Genomic DNA, 26,616 nt, shown 5'->3' on the forward strand with positions numbered 1-26,616 from the left:
ATTGACTAGATTTACTTACGGACAATATTCAGCAAGCAACATAACGCACCACTTAGCGGGAGCAGACTGCCCGGCTATAATCCGCCAGGCACGAGCGCAGCCGGGCTGGCTGAAATCCGACTATAGTGCCTTGTTATGTTGCGAAACCTTGTTTTAATCTAGAAAAAATCACCCAGAAAAGCATCAAAGTCATTATAGCTATAGAAATCCATAAATTAGTGAAGCGTTCAATTAGCCCTATAATTGGCGCACTTATGCAGACGATCGAGACAAACATAGTATCTCTTTTCTTAAATCTTGGATCGGTAATACTCACCAAAATTAATACTACAGCCAATAAGATCGCTGAGTACAACGCAACATCCATTTAACGATGCTCCCTTTTGAATTGACTAGATTTACTTACGGACAATATTCAGCAAGCAACATAACGCCTTTAGCAACGGCGCAGCTTTGCTGCGTCCGATTGCCTAAACTTGTTCTGTGTTTCCAAGGTAATTTACCTTGCTTTGATACGTTTTGGATGCACTAACCAACGAAACTGTGCAAACACTACAATAATGATCGAGTTGACCATGTTTGAACTCGAAAACCATTTTTGCCGACTCAATATCTTGTGGCTCGAAACCTTCAGTTACTACCAAACCGTAGAATGTTTCTTTGAGTGAATTCAGTGCCAATCGCAGTGGCTCTATATGAAGGAACCTTGCTGGGCATGGCTCAGCTTCAGATACATAGATTTCTATAGAATCAAGGCCGGCTTTCTCACACGCTTGACCAAGATGCGGGTGCACAAAGGAAAGCGCACTCACTGCGTGGTGAGCCGTGCTTTGTACAACACTTTTTAGTCGCTTATGAGATGCCATGATTCTCCTGACACAGAACAGCTTATTATACGGCTCGCCTGATAAAGTCGGCCGTTTAAGTTATTGATTTATATCATCGTACATTTTCTATCTCTTTGATGTAAAGCAATAAAATGCTCTCAACATCATAAAACAAAACGGGCTTGCGCGATAATATCGTTCAAAAAACGATCTCTTAAGTTTATTTTTAATATTATCAATTAATTATAGTTTTCTAATTAAGTCAATGTTACGACTTTAGACTTACTTAATGAGTTGTTTGATTTAAATTAAGCCAAATCTCATTATACCTGTATATAAAACCAGTTCATTAGATTGTGCAATCTAGGCAGTAAGGATGGCAACTGTAAAAGAGCAATTTCAATTAAATGTTGTATGGAAAACGAAGATAAGCATTGTTAAATAGAGCTATGGTTCTAAATAACTTTGGGGCATAAACGTGTTATAACCACTAACTTTTCACTTCATTTATATTGGGTTTGTTAAAGAAGATCACTACTTCAATCTAATCCATTGCCTGCCGCTGGGATGTACAGGACGAACGAAATGTCGCGATCACATGGTCAATGATGTTCCATACATCATAAAGACATTTACCATATCCCTATGGTTCAGATGTGAAAGAACGACCTTATGTGCAGATACAACTGCGAGACGCTGGCTCTTGATTTAAAAGTAAGCATCCCTGTAAGCTCTGCCAAAACATCCATGTTTTGGAAGCTCGCTGCTGCATCTACATTGGGATTATTACTTCTTCGATTTAGCTTCATTTGTGTATCCAGTAGGCTTGAGAACATCAAGAGAATCGCGTGAGTCCTGACATGGCCTTTCTGGCACATCCAGGTGCTTTAAGGCATTTAGTGCATCCTGCACTTAAGATTCTGGCTAGTTTTCGAGGTGAAGGGATGCCCCCATCGGAAGCGTTAGTGATTTTTGAAGATGATCGAAGCTGAATACAAACGAAGTTTAAATCTGGATGATTTTCCGTTGGAAATTTTGCTTTTTTAATTTCGCCGGAGCTGCTGGGGAGATGCAAGAGGGGTGAGCAGTTTCACCCTTCTTGCTCTGGTGTGGGCGAAGCGCCACGACGTTAATCCAAACGGAGTTTGGAAATCCAGTGTGAAATCCATATGTCTTAACCTGATATTAACTAAGTACCAAGACGTAGAGTTTTCAAAATAGTAAACAAGGAATGGGGGCATAAATGAGTTACGAACAGCAACTATGTAATTCATTTATCCCTGCTCAACTATCGAAGACCATCACCTCAATCTAATCCATTGCTTGCCGCAGGCTTATGTGCAGACGCATCCAAGACACGCCGTAAACACATCCATGTGGGCTCTGCGAAAACAAATAACATCCATGTTAAACGACCAGTTCAGCATCCATGCCTCTCGCTCAGAGCGTTTCACACTATGAAACTTCGCCTTGTTTTCGAAGGTCTTGAACGCATCTACACTGGGGTTATTTTCTCTTCGATTTGACTGTAATTGTGACAACCTTAAAAGATAAAATGTTGAGAAACCTAACTAATCTATAAACGAATTTCAAAGCTGGATAATCCCCCGTTGGAAATCTTTCGTTTTCCAGAAAATTTCGCCGGGGCTGCTGGGGTGATGCAAGAGGGGTGAGCAGTTTCACCCTTCTTGCTCTGGTGTGGGCGAAGCGCCACGACTTTGATCTTGGTGTTATCTTTACTGAAGTGATTTAGTCTACAAACGAAGTTAAAACTGGATGGAATCCTTTGATGTTGCTTTATTTGTTGAAAATCGCCACGACGTTGTTTTTAAAATAGCTCACCGCTTTGTGGGGCATAAATGCGTTGCAGCTTCTGTTCTTTGCATACTTAAAGATTCAATATTTTAGTAAAAAAGGCTTATCACGGCTGAGTGACTGGCTGTTAGTACATTAAATAAAAAGCACTTATCTTTTAAATTATTATCAAATATAAATTGATAATAAGGTTTGGTACATTAATCATTACTGCATATGATTAATGCAGTTTCTAATAATCATGGTCAAATTATGCTTCTCGAAGATCTTCAGGTGATACTTAAAGTTGCCGAGTTTCGCAGTATTACTGCCGCAGCCACGAACTTAGATATGCGCACAGCGACAGCGAGTGCTGCAGTTAAACGTGTTGAAGCCTCGTTGGGCGCAGAATTGTTTGTCAGGACCACTCGCCACCTAAGGCTCTCCACTGCAGGAGAGCGTTATCTACCTCAATGTGAGCAAGCACTAAAAACGCTTGAACAAGCCAAGCTCAATATTCGTGAGGATTCAGGCATCATTGATGGTGAAATCCGCATTGCCTTATCATCTGATTTAGGTAGAAATCTAATCAACCCTTGGTTGGATGAGTTTCTAACTCAATATCCTAAGGTCGCGCTTCGAAGTAGTATCAGTGATAGCAACATTGATTTTTATCGTGATTCGGTGGATATGGCGCTGCGATATGGCTCACCTAATGATGCCACGATGTACGGTTTTAAGATTTGTGATGTGCCAAGGGTGATTTGTGCGAGTCCTGATTATGTCACTAAACAGGGAATGCCAAAGGATCCAAAAGCTCTTATGGAATGCAATGGTCTGCTTTATCAGCTGCAAGATATCTTGCAAGATGAATGGGTATTAACTCAAGATAACACTGAGCATAAAATTAAGTTGAGGGGTAATCGCGCTTCAAATGATGGCGATATCGTCAGGCGTTGGTGCGTTGCTGGGAAAGGTGTGGCAATTAAATCCTCCCTTGATATGTCTAGTGATTTGCTTGCTGGCAATGTCGTTAATCTTATGCCTGACTATAAACCTAAATCTACTGAGTTATGGCTAGTTTGTCCTAGTCGTCAGTCAATTACCCCTACTGTACGTTTATTAAGAGACATGTTCCGAGAAAAAACCGAAACAATACTTGCAACAATACGCAGCAAAGGTCTGATATAAAAGAGTAATGTTGATATGTAATAACAGTGATCTAGCCGTTAGTTGAAGCGCCCATTTTATCTTTTTTTCAGAGGTACAGTGAGTTTTTGCTGCTTGGTTTTTTTTGAAAATCGCACCAACATCGCAATGGTTGCAGATAGCATTAAACTCATGCTTACAATTAAAAATGCTTTGTTTAAGGTCTCTTGATAATCACTTAGAAGAGGGTTGTTCATCACCCATTGGCCTATTAAAAGAAGTGTTGTTGTCCATATCATTGCGCTGGTAAAACTCATTAATACAGTCCGTTTAACGCCGAGTTGTCTAACGCCCATAATCATTGGAGTTAATACTCTGACAAATGGGATAAAACGAGAGAAAAATAACGCTAAAAAGCCATACTTTTCAAGTAAGTTTGAGGCTCTTTCTAGGGTGTTCTCAGGTAAACCTTTTTCTATTTTACTCACTATAGGGTGATGCGAAAGCCACTTGCCTTGTATATATGCGATGCATGAACCGAGTCCAGCAGTGAAGGTTAATAGTAAAAAAGCATATTGCAGATCAACAACGCCTAATCCGACTAAGCCACCTACAAACAGTACTAATCCATCCCCAGGAAGTGGCAAGAAAACAAAGCTGGACTCTAAAAATAAAATTAGAGCTAACATCAGCATTAGATGATGAATTGAAACCGTTTCCAGTAAGGCGTCAAAGTCTTGATACCAAATTGAAAGCATTACATCAAACATTGAATATCCTCACACTAAATCTCTAGCTAAGATGATTAAACCAATAACCTTTGGCATTTCTATTAACTCTTTATTTGAATAGGATATCACTCAATATGACATTTTATTATTAATTAACAGTCATGTTTAGGAGGTGTATTTATTAACTAATGTGACAAATTGTTATTTCAACCTAAAGCTAATTTAGTGTTTTTTATTATATTATTTGCTAATTTTAAAGTTAAATATTATGAATTATTTTTAATTAATAATTAATTAAGGTTGAGTTAATGATATTGATCTAGTAAATGACTTTAAATTTATTTATTGATGTTTTCTACTTACTCAAAACTTGACGTGAATAGGGATTATATCTTTTTTGTGACATTGGAATATTAAGAATGTTACTAAGTTAAGATTCAGAAGATTAATTATTTTATATAAGTTTAAATTTTTAAGTTACTGTTTATTAGTGTTTTTATTGTTGCTCTTGTTTTTATTCAGCATAACGCTATCACAAAAGTGTGTAAATAAAACCTAGTTGGTTAAATGTCGAGCATTACCTGAGCATTTACAAGTAGAGCTACTACCCCTAAAGGGGTATTTCTTTTATGGGTAAAAGTTTGATGTGTGACAAGTAAATTAGGTTGGTTTGTATGGGGTCACATTAATAAAGTAAGCGCCTATCTCACCGTCCTTATTATGATAATAATTAGTTTAAATTTTTTAAATTATAAATTTAAAAATTCTCAAAAAGTAGTAGTTGCTTTCATGAGTTTACTAAAAATGTGTTTGGTAATTTGCAGGGGATATAAATTCCAACACAATAATAATCCTAATGAGGAATGATGATGAAATTAAGAAAACTAGCAGTTGCAGTGATGCTTACAACCGCATTTACCGGTTATAGCGTTGCTGGCGAAGTCGATTTATATAAAAGTGAAAACTGGCAAAAAACTTTCCCAGAGCAATATAAAACTTGGGCTGAAACAGAAGAAAGCACGCCAGCTTCAGGCAAGCTTGATGATTTACTTGCAAGCAACCCAAACTTAGTCAGTGCTTGGGCGGGTTATGGTTTCGCTAAAGACTACAATCGTGCTCGTGGGCATCACTTTGCGCTAACTGATATTATTAAAACCTTACGTGTAGGCCATCCAATGGTCGGTCATGACGGTAAAATGGTCGGTGAAGCAATGGCTGCAAGTTGTTGGTCATGTAAAACCCCTGATGTAGCACGCATGTATGATGAAGTTGGTGAAGGCAAGTTTTCAGACAATGCATGGTCTGCTTGGGGCCATGAAATGTCGAACACCATTGGTTGTGCTGATTGTCATGAATTAGGCAAAGAAGATGTGAGATTGAGCCGCCCTTATGCCGATCGTGCAATGAAAGAGATTGGCAAAGATTTCACTAAGCAAGACGCAACTATGCAAGCAAGTCAAACTTGTGCCCAATGTCATGTTGAGTACTACTTTGACGGTACTGATGACAAGAAAGTGAAATACCCATGGGATTACTGGGTGCCAGGTGTGAACACAGACTATAAAGAGTTTGTTGGATACAAAGGTACAGACGGTTTATATGAAGGTTTTGCTGCTGAAGCGCAACTTGCATACTTTGATAGCCGAAACTTTAAAGATTGGACCAATGCTGTATCTGGCGCGCCAATGATTAAAGCTCAGCATCCTGAGTTTGAAAACATGTTAGATCGTACTGAGCATGCGATGGATAGCCATTTAGAGTTTGGTTGTACGACTTGTCATATGCCTAAAGCTGAAAATGCCAAAGGCGGTGAGTATTCTAACCATAAAGTGACCTTCGAAGCGGCAACATTGCCTGATAATTGCCAAAGCTGTCATGAAGCCGAAGATTTCACTGAAATCCTAGATGAGCGTAAAGCTGAAATCAACAAGCTACGTTTTGAAGCTGACGGTACAGACCCTCGTTTGACTGAGGTTCATTTTAAAGCGCAAGCAATTTGGTCTGCAAATGGCATCAAAGGTCTTGAAGCAGGTAAAGGTATTGCTGAAGCAAAAGGTAATTACGAAGCTGCACTAAAAGCGAAAACGCCTTTAGCGGGCGAAATGAATAGCTTACTGACTAAAGTTAGAAATGCACAGTGGTTCTGGGATAGCGCAACAGCGTCACATGGTATCCATGCTCATAACCCTGCTGAAGCAATTCGTTTGTTAGAAAAATCAAACGGCATTTTAGATGCAGCAATTGTTGAAGCTGATGCGTTACTGAAAAAATACGCTCCAGAGTACAAATTCGATGCAACTAAGTACGACACTAAAGCTAAAGTTCAACCTCTTGTCGGTCTTGATTTAGAAGCAATGAAAGCGTCGAAAGAATTGTTCCTAGAAAAGCGTGTTGAAAAAGAATGGCCAGTAGAACTTAAGTAATTAAGTTTAAACAGTGTGATTTGAAAAAATAGACTCTCCACTATCACCGTTCAAATCAACTACTGTTACAGCCTAATGCCAGTCGATGTAAATTGACTGGCATTTTTATTGCTCAATATTTTTTCATTTTTTATTAGAGAAAAAGTGATTTGCGGGTTTATTCAAAACACTAGGCATTAATCCGCGATATTATCTTGCTGAACTGAATGAGGGGTAGCACCTGCGTAGTCTGAGAATGAATTACAAAGTAGTTGAGGTAAAGATATGACAGAGTTTGAAAAGATGACCCAAGGTCAGGCATTTAATGGTGGCGATAGAGAATTAAATGCTATGCGTGATGATGCAACCTTGAGGCTAGTAGAGCTTAATCAGACCGTTGATGATGCAAGTCGTGTTGGGCTATTTAAGCGCTTATTTGCTCACTTTGGTGAGGGCAGTGTCATTCGTTCACCTTTTTCATGTGAGTTTGGCAAAACGATTTCAATAGGTGATAACAGCTTTATTAATCTAAATGTCACCATGCTCGATGGCAGCTTTATTACCATTGGTGACAACGTCCTGATTGGACCTAATGCACAGTTTTATTCAGCAAGTCACGACCTAGACTATCGCCAGCGTAAGAACTGGGAAACCTACTGCTTACCGATCGTGATAGCAAACGATGTGTGGATTGGTGGCAATGTCATCATTAATCAAGGGGTCACTATTGGAGCGCGTTCAGTGATAGCAGCCAATTCTGTAGTGACAAAAGATGTGCCTGCAGACTGTCTTTACGGCGGTACTCCTGCTAAGTTGATTCGCCATTTAATAGAAAATGAATCATAAGGACATTAGCGCAATTTTATATGCATAAAGAGGCTATCACGATTGCTCTACCTTCACTTATTCATCGCATTGGTAGAGAAACAGCTAATCAAGCTAAAGCCATTGCCACTAAGCATGGTTGTGAACTCAAGCGCGTGCGCCGCTCACGTAATTGGAGTCTGGTAGGCGAGGCGATTAAGGTGCAGTCATTCAATAATCAACTTAAAACCTACGGTCAAGATGAATTAACTGAAATAAAACTCAGCTCAAGTGAGTTCAGGTATTTGATTCAAAAAATCGAAACCGCACTCTTAGGTCATGCTGATAAGTTAGAACCCTTAGAAGCAAAACTGATTCGTTTAATTACTGAAACCCCGAGTATTACATTGGCTGAACTCATTCAACTGACTCAATGCACTGAAGCGCAAGCCAGAACCGCGCGTTTTGAAGCGGATACTTGGTAGTGCTCTTTTGTAATAGTTCTTTGTAATAGTTCTTTGTAAAAGGTTTAAGGTAACGAATAGCTAGTTGCAGATATTCGCTCGCTTTAATAAACGTTTTCAGCTGTTTTTAAACGTTTTTATTAAATCATTCAAACCTTGTTGATATTCCCCTCTACACTTGTATTAATTGGAATGAGTTCTAGCGCAAAACCTTGTGCTGCTATTTCTCGTTAACTATTCATTCAAGAGAGCCAACATAGTGAACTTATCGTTAGTAGTAGGCGTGATACTGATTATGGTTAGCGCAAATACACATGGACGTTTTAATCCTTGGGAGCATGCAAAGCTCCCTTTTGAGGGTAGCCCTGCAGCGATTGGTGAGTACGCAAATGGCTGTTTATCTGGCGCAGAAGCTTTGCCCTTATCAGGCAAAGGGTTTCAAGTCATTAGACCGCAGCGACAACGCTATTATGGCCATCCTTATCTTGTGAGTTTTGTGCAGCAATTTGCTCAAGACATGCAAAAAAAAGGTGTTGAGCAAATCCTTGTTGGCGATATGTCGATGCCTCGAGGCGGGCAGTTCGACTACGGTCATAGTAGCCATCAAACTGGTTTAGATGTTGATATTTGGCTTAGATTAACTGCGCAGCCGCTTACAGCCAAAGAGTTAAAGTCTCCCCGTGCACTCACCGTTGTAGATAGCCAAGAATTCGCTCTAGATACTGCTGCATGGCAACCTCAGCATAAAGAGATGATTAAAACGGCGGCTCAAGATCCCCGCGTTGCCCGAATTTTTGTTAATGGCGCAATTAAACAGCAATTGTGCAATGAACGAAATGATGGTGATACTTGGCTACATAAAGTACGCCCTTGGTGGGGACATAGTGCGCATATGCATGTTCGCCTAACTTGTCCTGAGGCGAGTAGCGACTGCAAACCGCAACAACCTATTAAGCCTGGTGATGGTTGTGAAGATATTGAATGGTGGAAACAACAATTTTATATCGCAAAGTCGGCCCCTAAAAAAGCCGTTGATAACAATCAGCCTGCTAAACCCAAACCGTTAAAGGTTAAGCCACTACAATGTCAGCCGTTAACTTTGGCAGCGCCTCAGTAACTAAGACACAGATTAGAGCAGTGGCTAAGATATTTGTTATTGCAACGCTTATGCATCCAGGTTCATTTTAAAACTTCTTTTGTGCTCATATTTCCTGATTATTCCCCTATCTAATAAACTGCATAATCTGTATACTGCCGCGCTGCTTTTAAAGCTCATTAATTCGACTATTTACCCCGAGGGTTACCACTATCATTAGTACAAACAACATCACTATGCAGTTTGGCGCTGAGCCATTGTTTGAAAATATCTCCGCTAAATTTGGCCACGGCAACCGTTATGGTCTAATTGGTGCTAATGGTTGTGGTAAATCAACATTCATGAAAATCCTTAGCGGCGCGTTAGCACCGAGTTCAGGTAATGTCTCAATTACTCCCGGTTTGAAAGTCGGTACATTGAGCCAAGATCAGTTCGCATTCGAGCAGTACAGTGTGGTTGATACTGTGATCATGGGTGATGCAAAACTATGGGAAGTGAAGCAAGAGCGTGACCGCATTTACTCACTACCAGAAATGAGCGAAGAAGACGGCATGAAAGTGGCCGATCTTGAAAGTGAGTTTGCTGAGATGGATGGCTACAGTGCAGAGTCTCGCGCAGGTGAGATTTTACTAGAAGCAGGTATCGAAGAAAGCTTCCATTTTGGCTTGATGCAACAAGTTGCACCAGGCTGGAAATTAAGGGTATTACTGGCGCAAGCACTATTCTCAAATCCAGATATTTTGTTACTTGATGAACCTACCAACAACTTGGATATTCATACCATTTCTTGGTTAGCAGGTGAGCTTAACAAGCGTAAGTGCACCATGATTATCATTTCACATGATAGACATTTCTTGAATTCAGTATGTACGCACATGGCTGACATCGATTACGGTGAGTTGCGTATTTACCCAGGTAATTACGAATACTTCCTTGAAGCGGCGGGTCTTATTCAGGAGCAGTTATTAGCGGGCAACGCCAAGAAAAGTGCTGAAATGGCAGAGCTACAAGACTTCGTTAACCGTTTTGGTGCCAATGCATCTAAAGCGAAACAAGCAAGCTCACGTGCTAAAAAGCTGGACAAAATCAGTTTAGATGAAGTGAAGTCATCAAGCCGTATGACGCCTTCACTGCGTTTTGATGAAAGTAAAAAAATGCATCGTCAAGCTTTGGTATTAGAAGAACTGGGCCACGGCTTTGATGGCGAAAGCTTATTCGAAGGCGGTGACTTAATTTTAGAAGCGGGCGCTAAGCTTGCAGTTATTGGTGAAAACGGTGTCGGTAAAACCACATTACTGCGTTGTTTAGTTAATGAATTAGCAAACAATAACGGTACTATTAAGTGGTCTGAAAATGCAGCGATTGGTTACTGCCCACAGGACAGCAGCAAAGACTTTGATAATGACTTGTCTTTGTTTGATTGGATGTCGCAGTGGCGTACTCCTAAACATAACGACTTAATGGTTCGCGGTATGTTAGGGCGTTTGTTATTCACTGAAGACGATGCCAACAAGAAAGCCAAAAACTGTTCAGGTGGTGAGAAAAACCGTCTGTTATACGGCAAGTTAATGATGCAAGACGTTAACGTGTTAGTGATGGATGAACCAACCAACCACATGGATATGGAAGCGATTGAAGCGTTAAACAATGCCCTTAAACTGTTTGAAGGCACGTTAATTTTTGTCAGCCATGATCGTGAGTTTGTATCATCACTGGCTACGCACATTATTGATGTTAAAGATAAACAGTTAGTGAGCTTCCACGGTACTTTTGATGAGTACTTAGCAAGCCAAGCAGAAGCTGCGGCGCTCGCTAAAAAATAAAACTGATTCAAAAGGCAATAAGCCTAGCTAGTATCAATGCCGCTAACCTTATGGTTCGCGGCATTTTTTATGATTAATAATCACTTATTTAAATGAGCTATCAACCTTAATGACCAATACTGCCTAAATGTTGTATTAACATCATTCTTATTTCTGTTGGGGTTTCGCTATGCCAAAAACCACCAACATATGCCCAAAGTGGGATCATAAATAGTAATGACAGCAGTAATATTGTTAAGCCTCTGGCTGACATTTTAGTTCCCCAACGAGTGCTAAGATGCAGCGCCTCTTGTTTAGGGCAGGCGGAGATGCACTTCATACAGGCTTGGCACTCGTCGCTACGAATTGTCGTTTGAGTGTGAACGATAATGTTAGCTGGACAAGCGCGAGTACATTTATCGCACTTCATACCTTTGCCTTCAATTAAACATTGTTCAGTGGTGCGGCGTATTTTGAACGGACTTAAAAAACTGAGTAGCCCTAAAAATGCACCATAAGGGCAAATGTATCGGCAAAATCCTTGTTTCTTCCAAGCGGCAATACCAAGAATAATACTGAAACAGATAAGGCTTATGATGGTAGGTTTTAAGAAAAACAGCGCCATCTTTAAGTCCGCGACTTTGTGATAATAACCATCGAGGTAATTCGGGATACTGGCAAGTGGCATTGTGAAGACTAATATAATCAGCGCTGCCATTAGCAAGTATTTAAGCATGCGTAGTATCCAGTCTAACCAAGCTGGTGGAGCAAACTCTTGTTTGATGAACTTCTTTCTAAAGGCATAAAGGTAATCGCCAGCTAACCCAAGTGGGCATGCCCAGCCGCAAAAGGCGCGCTTACATAACAAGCCAGTGAGTAAAACCACTACTAACATGACGGCTGCAGAAGGGTGATTTTTATCCCATAACCCCAGCCCTAAAATGGCTTTTAGTTCTATTCCGCCTGCAATCGGTAAAAAGGCATCGCCAATATCTGGACGAACCAATATGGGTTCGACTCCGGCTTTAAGCATGGCGGAATTGATGGCAAATTGTACCCCAACAAGCAGCATAGATAACGCCAGTAAGTGCCTTATCATTTCTCGTAATTGGTTGGCTTTGTTATTGCCTCTTGAGCCTTCGCCAGCAGCAGCGCCGCCTTGGGCCAGTGCTGGTTGAAACTTATTTAACATTGTCACCGCAACCAGTGCCACGACTAGGCCGACAAATAACGGCCAATGGAGAGTCATTAACAGCGCAGAGCCAAGTAATGCAGCGCTAATAGCCGCGCCCCATTTTTGTTTACTCCAGTAAAGTAAACTGATGCTATAGACTAGCGCTAGCATTAAGGTGATTGATTCGATAGTACTCATAAGATGACTTATTTATTGTGTAAGTGCTTATGAGAGCCAAGCTCGCTAATCTAAGTTCGTTATCCCATTTCAGATTGTGAATGAGTTCGTAAATTTAATATAAAAACCACAAATAAAATGCGCAATATCACTAACCTGAAATTAACATTGTTAACAGGGGTAGTATTTTCAAATTGATTTGATAGGAGGGGGGAGCTTAGCTAAATAGGCTGACTTTATGATGAAAGCCCAATGTTCAACACGCTTGGGCTTTAGTGATTGCTTTAGCGATTATTTTAGTCGTGTTTTATGGTTGCCAAAGCGAGTGAGTTAGTTGCTTTACTCGCTGGTAGATATGGTTTGCATTCAGGTTTCGCTTAACAATCTTCATTGGCATCAATATTCATTGGCATCAATCTTCATTCGCATCAATCTTCATTCGCATCAATAATGCGCTGCAGTCTTTCTTGCTCTTCTTCCCGTGCTGCGTTGATTTCTTCAAGCACAGAGTCAACATCGGCTAAGTGTTCACTTTCTGCAAATTCACCTGTAAGTTCAGTGTCTGGCGTTAGTTCTCCTGCTTCAAATAATGCCCACATCTCTTTGGCGTATTGGGTGTTAGCAAGCTCTGGGGCAAACTGGCTGTAGTAGTTTGTCATGTTGTTCACATCTCGGGCGAACATCCATATTGCGTTGTTGTTGGCTGCAGCATCAACCGCTTGGGGCAAGTCGATAATTACCGGGCCTTTATCATCAACCAATACATTAAATTCTGATAGGTCACCGTGTATGAGCCCAGCACATAACATTAGTTTCGCGTATTCAATCATACTGGCGTGATCGCGAACCGCGTCCTCATGTGAGAACACGACATCGTTTAATCTTGGCGCGACAACGCCATCAGTGTCGGTGACGAGTTCCATCAGCAGTACACCAGAAAAACATCCATAAGGCTCAGGCACGCGAACGCCCGCAGCGGCTAATTTATATAGCGCATCAACTTCGGCGTTTTGCCAAGCTTCTTCTTGCTGATCTCGGCCGAACTTAGAGCCTTTCTCCATCGCTCGAGCACGGCGGCTATTGCGGACCTTTCGTCCTTCTTGGTATTGAACCGCTTGTTTAAAGCTGCGCTTATCAACATCTTTATAGACTTTGGCGCAGCGAATATCATCGCCGCAGCGCACAACATAAACACTGGCTTCCTTGCCGCTCATTAATTGGCGCAGGACGTCGTCGACTAAGCCTTCTTCAACCAGAGGTTGGATTCGTTTCGGGATTTTCATTGCGTCGTTATACCGTAATTAGTCACTATATGGAATGCTCAATCTATAGAATTGACATAAAAGATTAGCTTTGATTGATATTAAGCTTTTGAGCTTAAACATAGGCTTGTGATAGCTAAGCTAGGCGGTTGCTTGCTATCATTAGTGTATTAAATTGAAGTTAGTGATAATTAATGCCTGAATCGGCCAAAATGGTTAGATTTGTGACGGTTTATTGGATGAGCAAGCATTTATTTAGCTGACTATTATTATTTTCTTATTTGTTTCTTATTGGCATTATCGATACCGCATAGTCGGTTACTGGGATCTCTCATGATTGAATTACAACAAAATAACCCGCTGCATGGTTTAAAGTCAGAAACCATGGTGTCTGAGTTAGTGGACTTTTATGATTGGAAGATTTTGTACGCAGCATTGCGTTTAGAGTGTTTTAACAATAATCCTAGCTTAGAGTCATGCCTTAAGTTTTTAAAGAAAACCGAATGGGCCAGAGAGCGAGTTGAAAGCTTTTATCTGTATCGTTTTAAAAGCATGCCTAAAGGCAGTGCTGCCCAGTTTGAGCTAAAACCCCGTGAGCGTGGCTTTGCTGATGGCATCGTGCCACGTAAGCCGCAAGAGCTGACAGTTGAACTGATTGCAGAAATGCGTGAAAAGGCCACTGCTGATTACGAAGAAATGAAGCGTAATGATAGTCGCCCTAAAAAATACGGTAAAGATAAACCCAGAGCGCAAGATAACTATGCACAAAACAAGCGTAGTGATAAAAATCGGCCTGCACCGTCACAAGACCCGAGTAACCCTTGGGGTAAGTAGTTAGCCAGTTTAATGTATTATTAGTTTGTCGTTCAATTCGTTCGCTAAGGCATTAGTAAGCGAATTGAACTCAGTAAAATCACTGCCTTTTAAACCCACGCCAAGTGTCCAAATCTATTGTTCTACTCCCTACTTTTAAATATCTAATAAGTTGTATGGTAGTCGCTAAATTCAAACAAGAGCCATAATATTGGTAATGCAAGTCAATTTAAGATGAGTTGTTGGTCGCTTGCGGTTAGTATGAATTAAGGAAGCTAATATACCAAGGCCAGTGATGACAATTTCAAATGCAATGAGTGGACGTATTTGGGCGATGCTGATTGTGCTCTCCATATTATGGGGCGGGTCTTTTTTCTTTATTGGGGTTGTGGTTAATGAGTTGCCACCGCTTACCATCGTGACGTTACGAGTAGCCATTGCCGCAGTGACCTTATGGCTGATTGCGACCATTTTAGGCCATAAACCACCTAAAGCCCCCAGAATTTGGTTAGCATTTTTAGGGATGGGGTTACTTAATAACGCCATTCCTTTTGTGCTGATAGTATGGGGGCAAACCCAAATTGCCTCAGGGCTAGCTGCTATTTTAAATGCTGCTACGCCAATTTTTGCGGTCATAGTTGCCGGCTTTTTACTGCCAGATGAACGTCCGACAAGGCTTAAGCTGTTTGGTGTCGTTATTGGTTTTATAGGCGTGGTTGTAATGATTGGCATGCCAGCACTTGAAGGTGCGGAAAGTATATTAGCGCAACTTGCAGTGATAGGTGCTGCGCTGTCTTATGCCTTTGCTGGCGTTTATGGACGTCGGTTTAGAACGATGGCGGTAAGCCCAGTGATTACCGCAGCTGGTCAAGTGACTGCATCAAGTGTTGTGTTACTGCCCATTACATTGATGGTTGATGGTCCGATTGATATTACTGGTACTAGTATGCAAGCTTGGTCTGCAATAGCGGCATTAGCGATTGCTTCAACGGCAATTGCCTATGTGCTTTATTTTAAAATTCTCGAAATCGCTGGTGCCACCAATGTATTGTTAGTGACATTAATGGTGCCAGCTTCTGCCATTTTATTAGGCTCAGTATTTTTAAACGAATCGTTAGAGGCGATACATTTTGTTGGCATGCTGCTTATTGCATTGGGATTATCAGCTATTGATGGCAGGTTGTGGCAAAAATGCTAGTCTATAAATTCAAGCCAATACAAATTTATGAAAAGTAGCTTTTCTAGTATCATTCTCTGGAAAAGTAGGCTTAAGTGAGAAGTTTATATGGAAGAACATTGCACTATTACCTTATTAGTCTATGTAGGTGTGTTTGCTAATATATAATTATTTAAATCATAAGTTTATCTATATTCACTAAAATGATTAACACTTGTTAACGCTTTCATTTATGTGTAAATTTTGTGTTGCTCACTTCATGCGACAAGGATGCTATACCATGTTCTCCGGCCTTTCGATTACTCTGCAATATCGCCGCTTATACACAGTTATTATTGGCATTTTTTTAATGGTATTGTGCTCAGGTTTTTCTTTATCTCACGCTGAACCTCTTCCTGAAGCTTATAAACAACATTTGTCGAAAGGGGAGTTAAAAACCCTGACTACAGAGCTTAAGTATTATGATGAAATACTTACCTCATCAGTATTAAGTTACGCTTTTTCAGAGGACGAAAAGTGGCTTAATCGTTATCACGAAAATGAACCTAAGCTGGGCAAACTCATCAATGCGTTACTGTCTCGACAAAACCCCGAAGATGAACAGCTTATACTCAAACTGGAAAAAATTAACGACCGACTCGTAGCACTTGAAGCGCAAACTATTGCGTCAATTAAATCAGGTCAACGTAAACAAGCTATGGAGACGATTAACAGTGATGAATACCATGAGCTTAAACAAAACTTTTTAGCGTTACTATTGGAGTTTGCCGAAACTGTTCAGCAACGTACAGGTGCTTTGAGCACCACTGAACAGCCTTTTCTTACTGACGAAGAACAGGAATGGATTGACAATAATAAAGTGATTATTGCTATCGACAATTGGCCTCCGATGCTATTCATGCTTGAGGATGGCACCATTGGCGGATTGGCTGGTGCTATTGTTAATAAAATCGTCGCAAATACTGGCTTAAAACTTGATATCGTCGAAGGGGAATGGAACAGCAATATTGAATTGTTTAAGCAGGGAAAAGTCGATTTAATTCCCGATGCTTATATGGAAGAAGATCGTAAACAATTTGGTCAGTTCACCACGCCTTTCTTTTTAGTACGCGAGTTATTTCATGTCAAAGATAGTAACAGTCACTTTAAAGGCAGCCTTGATTTAATTAACGCTAAGGTGGCTGTTCCACAGGGATATACCTCTATTGGTAAGCTACAGAAGCTATACCCAGATATCACCATTGTTGAAACCATATCGATGGAAGACTCAATTAATAAAGTGCTTTTAGGTGAAGTGGATGCATTGCTCGATTCAGAGTTAGCAATTCAACATGCGATGAGTTTACGCAATGATTCTGAGACTCTGAGGTCAATTAACGAAGATATATTTCCGCCTACATCAGTACATTTATATAGTCATAACCAACATCCTTTATTGCATTCAATATTACAAAAAGGTTTAGACTCTCTGAAATTAAGGGATTTGATGTTGACCAAAAATGATTGGTTAACAACGGGGACAGAGGTGGAAGAAAACCAAGAGCCTAAGCTCATTGATTCGCTATTAACAGTGATATTTGTAGTAGTGGGACTCTTGGTATTAACAACACTTTTTAGTTCGCGTATTTTGAAAGCCAGCGATAAAGAATTAGCCAATAAATTTGGTTCGAATCACTTCAAAAGGGGCATTTATATTGGATTAACAGTGCTATCGATTGTGCTCATTGCCATCATCGCCATGATTTCAACCTATGTGGAAAAACTAAATCGCACTGAAGTGGAGTACAACTTAAATACTCTTCTGACTTCAACGCATCAGCGATTATTTTTTTGGGTAGATTATGAGTTAAATAGTCTGGAACAAGTCGGTAAAAATAAAGAACTCGTGTCAATGGTTGAACAACTACTGGTGATCCCAAGAAGCCGTGACTCGTTGTTGGAAGCACCGATTCAATCCCAAGTCAGGAAGTTTTTTAGTGATCGAGAAGGGGAGCCCGGTTCTTATGGTTTCTTTATTATTTCACCGGACATGATCAGCCTTTCTTCCCGTCGTAACTCTAATATTGGCGATATTAATCTTATCCAACAACATCGCCCAGAATTGTTACAACAAGTATTGGCAGGCGAAAATGTGTTTATTCCGCCTATTCGCTCTGATGTGTATTTTTCTGAGAACGTAAATAGCAGTGTGGATGATAAGCCTTCAACCATGTTTTTTGCTTCACCTGTGGTCAATAGTGACAATCAAGTGATTGCTATTTTAACTAAGCGAGTCAATTTTAAAGGGGTCTTTTCATCCATTCTCTCTGCTGGCTTCATCGGCCACAGTGGCGAAACCTATGCCGTAGATAAGACTGGGGTATTGTTATCGAATGTTCGATTTGCAAGTCAGTTAAAAGATATTGGGTTAATTGACGATAATCAACAGGCGTCTTTAAACATCAGAATTGCCGATCCAGTGATTAATTTATTAGAGGCAGACGAGAAAATTCCAGCTAATCCTAATTGGCTGCCCACTAAGATGGCGAGTGAAATTAGTAACAAAAACTCTGGATTTAACCTTGAGGGATACAATGACTATCGAGGCGTGAAAGTTGTAGGAAGCTGGCTATGGGATGAGCGCTTAAACATGGGCTTAGCTGCAGAGGTTGATTTTGATGAGTCATTTGCGCTGATTACGACATTTAAAAATACGCTTTGGGCAGTTGTATTTATCTCATTAACTTTACTACTTGGCAGTACCTTATTTACTCTTAGAGTAGGTACGCGGGCCACGCGGGCATTAACTCGTTCGCGTCATGAGTTAGAGAGCTTAGTAAAAGATCGTACAGAAGCACTGCAAGTGACTATGCTGCGTAACCGCACCATCATTGATAATGCCTCTGACGGTATTATTGTGGTTAATGAGCAAGGGCTTATCGAAGAGTTTAGTCCGGCAGCAGAGCAAATTTTTGGCTACTCTGCAAACGAACTCGTGCAAAGTAATATCGAAGCCATTATCCAACCACCATTCCAAACTCAATATTTACAAGACAAGCTTGAAGGTCATGAGCGTTCGATTTATGAATTAACAGGCATATGCAAAAACGGTATGGAAATCACTATTGAAGTAGCAATTGGTGAAGCCAATATCGAAAAGGAACATATCTTTACCGGAATCGTCAGGGACACGACTCAGCGTAAAGAAGCTGAACAAGTGTTAAAAGACGCAAAACAACGGGCCGAAGCGGCGACTCGTTCTTTAGCAGAGCAAATGAAACTGCAACAATTGCTGATTGATACAGTACCTATTCCATTATTTTTTAAAGATGCTGAAGGAAAATTCTTAGGATTTAACAAAGCTTATGAAGATATATTCGCTGTTAATTCGAAGGATCTTATCGGTCTGAAAGTGACTGACTTAGCTTACTTAAGCGAAGAAGACCGTCTTCAATACCATGCCGAAGATGTTGATATCATTGCGAACCAGAAAACCATTAAAAGAGAAGTGATGATGCCATTTGCTGATGGCAATATGCACGACACACTTTATTGGGTGACGGGATTTAAAGATAGCAATGATAACCCAGGTGGTTTAGTGGGTAACTTTATTGATATCACCAACGAAAAAGAGAATGCCAGAAAGCTCGAATTAGCGGTCAAAACAGCAGATGAAGCGACCCAAGCTAAAAGTGACTTTTTAGCTAATATGAGTCATGAAATTCGTACCCCAATGAATGCCATTATTGGCATGAGCTATTTGACTCAGCAAACAGAGCTGACCCGTAAACAATCTGATTATGTGAGAAAAATTCAAAATTCTGCAGAATCATTGCTGGGCATTATCAATGATATTTTAGACTTTTCTAAAATTGAAGCTGGCAAGTTAGAACTCGAGGTGACTCCTTTTAATCTTACTGAAAGTTTCGATAGTTTGGTGGAAATTATCTCTCATAAGATCCAGCAAAAAGGACTTGAATTACTCATCGATGTTGACCCTAATTTACCCGTGAGCTTAAAAGGTGATCCGCTCAGACTTGGTCAGGTGTTAATTAACTTGGCAAATAATGCCGTTAAGTTCACAGATTCTGGCGAAATTATTGTAAAAGCCAAGTTGCTTGAGAAGCAAGAGGATGAAATTTTTGTCGAGTTCTCAGTGAGAGACACTGGGATCGGTATGAGCCCTGAACAACAGGCTAAGTTGTTCAAGTCATTCAGTCAGGCCGATGCTTCGACGACGCGCAAATACGGTGGAACTGGTTTAGGGCTAACAATCAGTAAAACACTGACAGAAATGATGCAAGGTGATATCTGGGTTGAAAGTATACAAGGAGAAGGAAGCACATTTTTATTCACGGCTAAGTTCCTATTGTCTGACTCAAACAGCATTGTTCAGCCAGCTTCTTCGACAAGTCTTTTAAACCTTCCAGTGCTTATTGTTGATGACAGTGTCGCAGCTCGTGAAATTTTATTTACTTTATCTGAGAGTTTAGGTTTCTTACCCGATGTTGCAGCCTCTGGCCATGAAGCAATAGAAAAAATACAAGAAGCAGATGAGAAGGGGGCTCCATATCAGTTAGTGCTTGCTGATTGGAAAATGCCTCAAATGGACGGGTTAGACCTGTGTAGATCAATTAATACTAACGAGACTTTATCAGCCTTGCCTAAGATGGTGATAGTCACTGCCTACGATAGAGACGAGATGCTTAAAAAAGCCAGTGATATAGGCTTAGATAGTGCCATCACTAAACCGGTTAGTGCCTCTACATTATTAGATACCGTGATGAGTGTTATGGGGAAAAAGTCACTGATAAAACCGAAATCAAACAGTGACAAGTTGAATATTTCAGCGGCTAAAGACATTGTCGGTGCTCATGTACTATTGGTTGAAGATAATGATATTAACCAAGAGATTGCGATTGAACTGCTCAATATGGCAGGTATCAAGGTTTCTTCTGCATGGAATGGCGAAGAAGCGGTGTCAATGAGTCTAGCCTTTGAGTACGACGCTATTTTGATGGACATTCAAATGCCAGTTATGGATGGGTATGAAGCGACCAGAGCAATTAGGTTACAAGCGAATAGGCAATCTATCCCGATTATTGCAATGACAGCCAATGCAATGAGTGGAGATAAAGAAAAATGTACAGATGCAGGAATGAACGATCATATTCCGAAGCCAATAAACCCACAGGAAGTGTATAAAACCTTAGCTAAATGGATCGAACCGACAGGGAAAACATGGCAGGAAATAGCCACAGAAGAGCCATCAGATGCAGAGGCTTCAGCTGAAGTAAGTACGCTCGATTTACCTGATTTTGATGTTAGTGCAGCACTTGAACGTCTATCTGGGAATGAAAAAACTTACCGTAAAATGTTGAAAAAAGTCGCTGCCAGAGAGGCGGATGCGATTCAAAGAGTTGCTGATGCCATTGCTGAAAATGATATAACTTCCGCAATTATAGCAATCCATACGATTAAAGGGGTGGCTGGTAATATTGGGGCGAGTTTTGTTGTGCCGCCAGCAGCTAAACTTGAATCAGCCCTTAATGTGCAAAAACAAGATGATGAGTGTGCTCTTAATGAAGAAATAGAAAGGCTTATGAGTGAGTCTCAGATCCAAATCAGTAAGATGGTATCGACAATTGAAATGGCGATAACAGCACCAACATCAACAACAGAACACACCTTGTCGATTTCTAATGCGCAATTTGAGTTGCAGTGTGAAAAGTTAAGGGAGCAAATTGAGCTTCTAGATAGTACCGCAGTAGATCAATTAGATATGCTACTCGAGTCAACTAAAGGGCTTGAACAGCACTTTGGTTTGAAGCTACATGCTGCGTTATCAGAGTATGATTTTGATGAAGCTGAAGTCTTACTTGAACAATTTAAACAAGAAACCATTGAACAATTAACAGCTGAGAGTGGTGATATCAACACTGTGACAATGAGCTCTGAGGCTCTGCTTGAACCACTTAAAGCAATAGAAGCACAAATAGAAGATTTTGACGCCACCGTGGTAGACAGTGTTGAAACATTATTGGAAAAAGAGCTGAAAGCGAGCATAAATCAGCAGCTAGAGGCATTGCATAGCACGCTTGGCGAGTATGACTTTGAAGCAGCAGAAGCGCAAATTAAGCAGTTAATCGCTACATTAGAGCACTAATTTACGGATAAAGAAGCAATCAATATCGATAGGGATAGGGAAATGGTTGAAGTTAAAAAAGCAACAATACTTGCCGTTGATGATACAGCGACCAACATTGAAGTGGTAAAAGGGGTGCTATCGCAAGATTATCTTATACAAGCAGCATTAAGTGGCAAAGTTGCATTAAAAATTATCGAAAAACGAAAGCCTGACTTAATTCTACTTGATGTCATGATGCCTGAAATGGACGGTTACGAAGTCTGTAAGACATTAAAATCGAATGAAGAAACCCAAGATATACCTGTTATATTCTTAACCGCAAAAGTGCAAGAAGAAGATGAAACTAAAGGCCTAGCACTTGGCGCTGTGGATTATATTACCAAGCCCATTAGCCCTGCAATTTTGAAAGAGCGAGTGAAAAATCATTTACTGTTAAAAGCTTCCCGTGATCTCATGGCGCGTCAAAATGAAATCCTTGAGGAGCGTGTTATTGAACGCACTAAGCAATTAGCTGAAATACAAGATGTGGCGATGGTGGCGATGGGGGCATTAGCTGAATCGCGTGACCCTGAAACAGGCAACCATATTCGTCGTACCCAGCACTACGTCAGAGTACTGGCTAAACAATTGGCTAAAAAAGAAGGCTTTAGCGATATTCTAACACCGGAAGTTATAACTGCCATGTATAAGTCGGCACCGCTACACGATATCGGTAAAGTGGGCATTGAAGATAGCATCTTACTTAAACCAGGTAAGCTGACCGATGAAGAGTTTGAAATCATGAAGAAGCATACCACCTATGGTAGAGATGCTATTTCGGCGGCGGAGAAGTCCATGAATGTGGCTGATAACTTCTTAGTGTTTGCCAAAGAAATCGCCTATTCTCATCAAGAAAAATGGGATGGTTCAGGTTACCCAGAAGGGTTAGCAGGTGAAGCTATTCCGTTATCAGCAAGATTAATGGCTGTAGCGGATGTTTACGATGCACTGATTAGTAAACGGGTTTATAAACCTTCATTTACCCATGAAAAAGCAGTGAGTATCATTTTAGAAGGTAAAGGCAGCCATTTTGACCCAATTATGGTCGATTGCTTTATGGAAATCACTGATGAATTTAATGACATTGCAAAACAATTTTTTGATGAAGAGTCGTGAAGTGCAATTTAATAGCGACTCACGATAGGTGAGTCGCTTATTTATTTCGATCGTTTTAAGCGAACACTTAATGTTGTGCCACTTTGTAGATCACTGGTAAAAGCCACATCTCCGCCTTGGGCTTTTGCTGAAAGCATAGCTGAATAAGTGCCGATCCCCGTTCCGTTCGATTTACCTGAAGTCACAAATTTATCAAAAAAACGTTGCTGAATTCTTGCCGGAATTTCCCCATCATTATGGATATTAATTGTTAGCCAGTTTTCATCAGTTAATTGGGATAGATGAATTTTACTTTTCTCTGGTGCGGCTTCTATAGCATTAGCGAGGAGGTTATGAAACAAGTTTAAACTCAATACTTTATCGCCAATAAAATGTACGTCTGCGGCAATTTTCGTTGAGACAAAAACTTGGTGGCTTAGGCTTTTTGGCTTGAGCCCGAATAATACTTCATTGATTAATTTAAATGCGTTAATCGCCTCTGAATCACATTGAGCTGAGTTATTTTCAAGCTTGTAAATCAGCATATGATCATCGACCATTTTTTGTATAGAAGAAGCAGAGCTTTGCAATATCTCGACTTCTTCATTACAACCGACATTTTTACTGCCGATGATTTCTGTAGCAGCAACAATCGTTGATAGAGGCCCTTTTAAATCATGATGCATGATCCGCTCTATTTCATCTTTCAAACGGGCATTTTCAAGCAAAGTATCAAGCTGTTTACTGACATCTTTACGTTGTTCTACAAGGCGTATATGGGTGGCGACTCTTGCTTTAGTGATTTCTGGTGAAATAGGTTTAGTAATGTAATCAACAGCCCCTAAATTTAGACCTTTAATTACATCTTTATCTTGGGAAAGAGCCGAGATAAAAATAATCGGGATATGCTCTGTTAGCGGATCTGACTTGAGCTGTTTACACACTTCAAGTCCGTCCATGTCAGGCATCATAATATCAAGCAATATGAGGTCAGGTTTAACTTCTTGCTGGCAAATATCTAATGCCTTCTGCCCAGATAAACAAGCTTTTAATTTGTATTGGCTTTTCAGTAACTCAGTTAAAATAGCGACGTTATTAGCATTATCATCAACAATTAATAATGTGGATAAATCAGCCTTGATATCTTTGATTTTTTCAGCAGGCTTATCATTTACTGTTTTTACTGCAACTTGTCTGACTGGGCTATTGAACGCACTTGAAATCTTATCTTTGAGTGTAGACTGATTAAATGGCTTGATAAGATACTCTGTTACGCCAAGCTCGATAGCTTGTCTAACATCGTTATGATTTACATTGGCGGTAAGCATCATAAATGGCACATTACGATGTTCAGATTGGCCCTGACGAATCGCTTTTAAAAGTCCTAAGCCATTCAGTTTAGGCATATTCCAGTCTGAAATGATTAAGTCTACTTTTTCTTCTTCTAGTATTTGCAGCGCCTCTTTACCGTGGGCTGCTTTAATCACTTTTTTAAATCCTATGGAAATTAGCATGCTGCCAACGGTTTTCAACATGGCAGGAAAGTCATCGACAATTAGCACCGTTAATCCTGAATATTTATTGATAAGGTGAACAGGCTGCAAAGTATGACTCCTAGAATTCGAACGTTATTAGATAATACTCTGCTTTTATTTACTTTTCAGTAATCATTGTGAAACAAAGTGCAAATTAATTTGAGAGGAGATTTGTTGAGTTTGAAAGGTAAATTAAGCAAGCTTTGTCGGTCAAAAGTATTGAAATTGTTGTTATTAAGCATGACCGACAGACTATGCAAAAAACCATATTAATTAGGAAGTCGATTAATACTATTTGTAGATTTAAGACTATTCATATTGATTAATACTCTTCATATCGATTACTGCTTTATGCCTAAACGTTTAGCTAAGCGATGTAAGTTACCTGTATCTAAACCGAGTTCACGGGCTGTGGCAGACCAGTTTTGTTGATTTTGCTGGTAACTTTGTTGAATTAACTGCTTTTGAAATTCTTCGGTGGCCTGTTTGAAGTTTTGACAGCTGAAGTTTGCGCTGGCATCAGAAATGTTGCCAGCAGAGCTATTAGCATATGAGGCACTAGCATTTGAGACATTAGCATTTGAGCCTGAGCCATAGTCATTCGAGCTACTTTCATTCGAGCTACTTTCATTCGAGCTACTTTCATTCGAGCTATTATCATTCAAGCCGTGAGCACTCGAGCTTTGCAAATTAATATGCTCAATGTCGAGGGTGATTTGCTTAACCTTCTGTCTATTATCTGCAGTTAATGGCGCCTTACTACTTGCCTTTGCTAATACTGCAGCGCGGCTAATGAGGTGCTCAAGTTCGCGAATGTTTCCCGGCCAAGTGTAGTCTTTTAAGGTTTGAGTCAGCGACTCACTTAAACGAATGTTGCTAAGATTTAGCTTACGGCACATGCGCTCAGCAAAGAATCCTGCTAGTAGAATGACATCACCTTCACGTTCCCGAAGAGGTGGCACTGCGATGGGGAATACGCTTAAACGATGGTATAAATCGGCTCTAAATCTACCTGCTTTAACTTCTTCGTGCATGCTGCGATTGGTCGCTGCGACGATACGGGTATTAACCCTAATATGGCGGTCATCACCCACACGCTGGATGTCACCATATTGCAGTGCTCGCAATAATTTAGCTTGCAACGACAGTGATAACTCGCCGATTTCATCTAGAAACAAGGTGCCGCCATCGGCTTGTTCAAATTTACCTTTGCGGTTGCTGATAGCACCAGTAAACGCGCCTTTAACATGGCCAAATAACTCACTTTCAGCTACCGATTCAGGTAAAGCTGCACAGTTTAAATAAACTAGTTGATTGCTTGCACGGTTCGATTGCTGATGAATAGCACTGGCGACAAGCTCTTTACCAACACCGGTTTCCCCCATGATAAGTACAGTCAAATCGGTATTGGCCACGGCATTTATTTGCTCTTTTAGCGCTTGCATATTGGCTGACTGACCAATCATTTCAATTCTGTCGCCACGGCGTGAGGTGAGAGTTTGATTTTCAATTGCTGAAACACTGGTTTGTTTTTCTAATTGCTCAATGAGTAAAGCCGTGTGCAAGCCGCTGGCAGCAAGGGCACTAACAAAGCGTAAATCTTCGTTGCGCAGTAAATCGAACTGACCAGGGTCAAAGGCATCAATGGTAATTGCACCAATGAGGCGGTCATCAATCAGCAGTGGTAACCCAATACATGAATGCACCTGCAGCTTTTCATCATGGTTTGAGATTAAGCCATCATAAGGATCGGCAAGGTGGCTATCAGCTGGAAATCGAACGATATCGCCAGCGCGAGCTATGGCTTCAAGGCGAGGGTGATCATCGATGACAAAGCGGCGACCGAGTACATCATCCGCTAAGCCATTGATAGCTAATGGGGTGAATTGCTGATCTTGATACAATAAAAGCGCCGAGGCATCGCAATTTAACACCTGACGAATGGTGGCGAGTAAACGATCGAATCTATCGGGGGTTGTGAGCCCTGAGTTTAAGTCTTGGGTAATACTTTGCCATTGCACCATTAAAGAAATCATCAGCAGTACTCTTTCGCCCAGCGAGTTAATTGAAAGTTTGTCAATATGACAATTGTAGTGTCACTTTGACAAAAGTAAAGTTTGTCATTATGACATGGTTTGCTGGGATGGT

The 26,616-nt window shown here is 40.5% G+C and carries 16 protein-coding genes; 10 read left to right on the forward strand and 6 right to left on the reverse strand.

Annotated features, from left to right (window positions below):
• Window positions 1-470: 470 nt before the first annotated feature.
• Window positions 471-866 (reverse strand): hypothetical protein, encoded by a 396-nt coding sequence (locus QPX86_RS04570; protein ID WP_285164472.1) that lies wholly within the window; start codon window positions 864-866, stop codon window positions 471-473.
• A 2,028-nt stretch (window positions 867-2,894) separates the two neighbouring features.
• On the opposite strand from QPX86_RS04570, the gene QPX86_RS04575 reads away from it, so the two are divergent.
• Window positions 2,895-3,812: a LysR family transcriptional regulator gene (locus QPX86_RS04575; RefSeq protein WP_285164474.1), complete on the forward strand. Its 918-nt coding sequence runs from the start codon at window positions 2,895-2,897 to the stop codon at window positions 3,810-3,812.
• Window positions 3,813-3,868: 56 nt separating this feature from the next.
• Here the strand turns inward: QPX86_RS04575 and QPX86_RS04580 are convergent, their stop codons facing one another.
• Window positions 3,869-4,540, reverse strand: a complete 672-nt coding sequence (locus QPX86_RS04580; protein ID WP_220755710.1) for a DedA family protein — start codon at window positions 4,538-4,540, stop codon at window positions 3,869-3,871.
• A gap of 830 nt (window positions 4,541-5,370) precedes the next feature.
• Here QPX86_RS04580 and QPX86_RS04585 point away from each other — a divergent pair.
• From QPX86_RS04585 to QPX86_RS04605, 5 genes are all read left to right on the forward strand, one after another.
• On the forward strand, window positions 5,371-6,924 hold the full coding sequence (locus QPX86_RS04585) for an ammonia-forming cytochrome c nitrite reductase subunit c552 (RefSeq protein WP_285164475.1): 1,554 nt from the start codon (window positions 5,371-5,373) through the stop codon (window positions 6,922-6,924).
• A gap of 264 nt (window positions 6,925-7,188) precedes the next feature.
• On the forward strand, window positions 7,189-7,749 hold the full coding sequence (locus QPX86_RS04590) for a sugar O-acetyltransferase (protein ID WP_285164476.1): 561 nt from the start codon (window positions 7,189-7,191) through the stop codon (window positions 7,747-7,749).
• A gap of 20 nt (window positions 7,750-7,769) precedes the next feature.
• Window positions 7,770-8,192 carry a ribosome recycling factor family protein gene (locus QPX86_RS04595; RefSeq protein ID WP_220753210.1) on the forward strand — a complete coding sequence of 141 codons (423 nt, stop codon included), beginning with the start codon at window positions 7,770-7,772 and terminating at the stop codon, window positions 8,190-8,192.
• A gap of 238 nt (window positions 8,193-8,430) precedes the next feature.
• A complete protein-coding gene (mepA, locus tag QPX86_RS04600) occupies window positions 8,431-9,288 on the forward strand; it encodes a penicillin-insensitive murein endopeptidase (RefSeq protein ID WP_285164477.1) in 858 nt (285 codons plus the stop codon).
• Between the two features lie 191 nt (window positions 9,289-9,479).
• Window positions 9,480-11,090: an ABC-F family ATPase gene (locus QPX86_RS04605; RefSeq protein WP_285165135.1), complete on the forward strand. Its 1,611-nt coding sequence runs from the start codon at window positions 9,480-9,482 to the stop codon at window positions 11,088-11,090.
• Window positions 11,091-11,196: 106 nt separating this feature from the next.
• On the opposite strand, the gene QPX86_RS04610 is transcribed toward QPX86_RS04605, so the two are convergent.
• A complete protein-coding gene (locus QPX86_RS04610) occupies window positions 11,197-12,441 on the reverse strand; it encodes a 4Fe-4S binding protein (protein WP_285164478.1) in 1,245 nt (414 codons plus the stop codon).
• A 407-nt stretch (window positions 12,442-12,848) separates the two neighbouring features.
• Window positions 12,849-13,703, reverse strand: a complete 855-nt coding sequence (locus QPX86_RS04615; protein WP_285164479.1) for a PA4780 family RIO1-like protein kinase — start codon at window positions 13,701-13,703, stop codon at window positions 12,849-12,851.
• Between the two features lie 312 nt (window positions 13,704-14,015).
• Between QPX86_RS04615 and QPX86_RS04620 the strand changes: the two genes are divergently transcribed.
• The 4 genes from QPX86_RS04620 (at window position 14,016) to QPX86_RS04635 (ending at window position 22,954) form a co-directional block, all read left to right on the forward strand.
• A complete protein-coding gene (locus tag QPX86_RS04620) occupies window positions 14,016-14,516 on the forward strand; it encodes a VF530 family protein (RefSeq protein ID WP_285164480.1) in 501 nt (166 codons plus the stop codon).
• A gap of 274 nt (window positions 14,517-14,790) precedes the next feature.
• Window positions 14,791-15,693 (forward strand): DMT family transporter, encoded by a 903-nt coding sequence (locus QPX86_RS04625; protein ID WP_285164481.1) that lies wholly within the window; start codon window positions 14,791-14,793, stop codon window positions 15,691-15,693.
• A gap of 259 nt (window positions 15,694-15,952) precedes the next feature.
• The gene (locus QPX86_RS04630) at window positions 15,953-21,817 is read left to right on the forward strand and encodes a response regulator (protein WP_285164482.1); all 5,865 of its coding nucleotides are present in this window, start codon (window positions 15,953-15,955) and stop codon (window positions 21,815-21,817) included.
• Window positions 21,818-21,859: 42 nt separating this feature from the next.
• Window positions 21,860-22,954 carry a response regulator gene (locus QPX86_RS04635; RefSeq protein ID WP_220753204.1) on the forward strand — a complete coding sequence of 365 codons (1,095 nt, stop codon included), beginning with the start codon at window positions 21,860-21,862 and terminating at the stop codon, window positions 22,952-22,954.
• 41 nt (window positions 22,955-22,995) lie between these two features.
• Here the strand turns inward: QPX86_RS04635 and QPX86_RS04640 are convergent, their stop codons facing one another.
• Together QPX86_RS04640 and norR are read right to left on the reverse strand one after the other, a co-directional pair.
• Window positions 22,996-24,537: an ATP-binding response regulator gene (locus QPX86_RS04640; RefSeq protein WP_285164483.1), complete on the reverse strand. Its 1,542-nt coding sequence runs from the start codon at window positions 24,535-24,537 to the stop codon at window positions 22,996-22,998.
• A 272-nt stretch (window positions 24,538-24,809) separates the two neighbouring features.
• Window positions 24,810-26,504, reverse strand: a complete 1,695-nt coding sequence (norR, locus tag QPX86_RS04645; protein WP_285164484.1) for a nitric oxide reductase transcriptional regulator NorR — start codon at window positions 26,502-26,504, stop codon at window positions 24,810-24,812.
• Between the last annotated feature and the right edge of the window lie 112 nt (window positions 26,505-26,616).

Origin of the sequence: Shewanella goraebulensis, from assembly GCF_030252245.1 — a bacterium.
Taxonomy (GTDB): domain Bacteria; phylum Pseudomonadota; class Gammaproteobacteria; order Enterobacterales; family Shewanellaceae; genus Shewanella; species Shewanella goraebulensis.